The organism is Flavobacterium filum DSM 17961, assembly GCF_000425465.1.
GTDB classification, from domain to species: Bacteria; Bacteroidota; Bacteroidia; order Flavobacteriales; family Flavobacteriaceae; genus Flavobacterium; species Flavobacterium filum.
The window spans coordinates 1-2,103 of sequence record NZ_AUDM01000046.1 but is presented as its reverse complement, the minus strand read 5'-3'; the positions used below and the strand labels follow the sequence as shown (position 1 = coordinate 2,103).

3 protein-coding genes are annotated in these 2,103 nt (G+C 36.7%); all 3 read right to left on the bottom strand.

All coding sequences use genetic code 11. From position 1 onward, the window contains the following. Positions 1-80: 80 nt before the first annotated feature. From H601_RS0112930 to H601_RS16230, 3 genes are read right to left on the bottom strand one after another with little or no spacing between them, the layout of a single operon-like run. Positions 81-956, bottom strand: a complete 876-nt coding sequence (locus H601_RS0112930) for an RNA polymerase sigma factor (protein ID WP_026711880.1) — start codon at positions 954-956, stop codon at positions 81-83. Continuing rightward, positions 953-1,399 (bottom strand): DUF6194 family protein, encoded by a 447-nt coding sequence (locus H601_RS0112925; protein ID WP_026711879.1) that lies wholly within the window; start codon positions 1,397-1,399, stop codon positions 953-955. Before H601_RS0112925 ends, H601_RS0112930 begins: the two co-directional genes overlap by 4 nt. Beyond that, on the bottom strand, positions 1,396-1,800 hold the full coding sequence (locus H601_RS16230) for a hypothetical protein (RefSeq protein WP_156900412.1): 405 nt from the start codon (positions 1,798-1,800) through the stop codon (positions 1,396-1,398). Before H601_RS16230 ends, H601_RS0112925 begins: the two co-directional genes overlap by 4 nt. Positions 1,801-2,103: the final 303 nt, after the last annotated feature.

Here is a 2,103-nt window from a genome sequence, read left to right as displayed (position 1 = left end):
CCGTATGCTCGGTGGTGTGAGAGGCTCTCCCTGCTAGTTTCTAGTGGGGCAGTCTACTCGATTATCGGCTGCCCTTCTTGTTAGTTCAAGTTAAAGATGTCCTTAACTTTGTTGTCGGATAGTAGGTTTACAAATAGTTTTTTGCTGTGTTCTTTTTCTTGGAATGGTTGAGTTTTAAAAAGGTCGGCATATTTGATTTCTGTCAAGTCATTTAAATCGTTTGACTTGTCAGGTGCTACTTCTGAAATTCGTTTTAAGTATGAAGTGTTGAATTTCAAATTTACCTTGTCCACCCAACCTGCTTGAATAAATGCTTTTGTTTTTTTGTCGCAACGACACGGATTTGATTTGTTGATAAGCCCACATTTGTTATTCATAAATTGGTAAAGGTCTTTTCTTGCTCTTGAAAGTCGTTGGCGGAAATTGTCTTTGGAAATGTCAAGCATCTCAGAGCCGATTGTGTGGTCTATACCGAATATTTCACCAAGTATATAAACAAGTCGTTGCTCTCTGTCAAGGCACAGAAGCATACCACTCATACAACCAATTTTTGCATCTTCAATAAATTCTTTCATTTCTGATTTTTCAATTATTGAAAGTTCTATGTCTTGCATTTGGTCAAGTTCTTTTCCGTATTTAGAAAACGATGTTATATAATCTTCCAACCAATACTTTTTCATTTTTAAGAAATGGTTGAAGGTTATGCGATAAAGCCAAGTTCTAAAATTACTTTCGCCTTTAAAATTGGCAAGGTTTGTTATTACCTTAATTAAAACTTCCTGCGTGATGTCTTCGGCATCAAATGGACTTAAAGTCATTTTCAAAGCAACATTGTAAATGTAATGTTGATGTTTCTTAACCAATGTTTCCAGTGATGATTTAGAACCGTCCTTTGCAGAAGTAATAAGTTCTATATCGTCTCTGTCGTTGTATGCTGTATGAAATGGATTTTTCATTTTTTCTTTTTGAATTTAAGCAAAACATTTTGATACGAAATATCTAAAAGATGTTTTACAGTATCTGTGTTGTTTGCTGTTGGGTTGTTAATAGCTACCCAACCCAGCCAAGCATAGATTGGGTGAGGCATTAGGACATCAAGTTCGGTGAAATCAAAGTCGTAATTTATGATACCACCTTTTGCTGGGCGTGTTGGAATGTTGCCAAACAAATTTTGATAATACTTTTTTCCAATTCCAATACTTAATCTATAAATGCCCTCTCGGTCAAGGTTTGAAGCCTTATCGTTTGGTCCATCGCTTTCCTTAATGGTCGTAAAATAAATGCCTTTGGGCAACGAACTATCAGGATTGTAAAAAAAGCTACGCTCTCGATATGCGTCTGTTACAATTATATCCTGATAGTTCGTTAAAATCCAATTTTCTAATTCTTTTGCTGTCATTCGTTGTTTAGCATAGGATTAGTTAAATCCATTTTTACTGAATTAAAATCAATTTTTTCCATAAAGGGAATTACTGCTTCTGTTTTTTCGGCAAGTTTCATTGCTTGGCTGTGGCTCTCTTTATTTGTCCAATAAACAATGTCAGTCCAAAGTGTGTCGCCCGATTGTGTAAGGGTTCGTTTAATAAATCCTTCCTGTCTTTTCAGAAAGTCATTTTGCATCTGTTCAGCCGATTTTACAAAGTCAGCACTTGAAACACCATTGTTTAGTTTGAAGGTGGTAATTTCCACCAGTCCAACTGTTTGTTTTTGTTCTGTCATAACATTATGATTTTCTGTTTTTGATTGATTGCAGGCCGTTAAACTTGCAATGGTCATTACTGTTAAAATTGTCTTTTTCATTTTTGTCAAATTAGATGATTTAACAGTTAGATACTCAAAATGTCAGAGTGTGACAGTTGTGTCTTGTCGGTGTTTTAGGGTTGCCGATAACGTTTTCGGGCTTTGCGTTCGGGCGGGTTTCGGAGCACAAAACTGTCTGCCAGCACTGAACTTGAATAGAAGCACAAAGCTCCAAGTATGCACGTCACCCCGCCTGACGCAAAACCCGTGTGTGTGCCCTGCATCCGCAGGACACACCCCGAAAGCTTTTCAAATAGTTCAAAAATACAAATTTGGATTACAAAAACTAATTTTCGGGGTGTT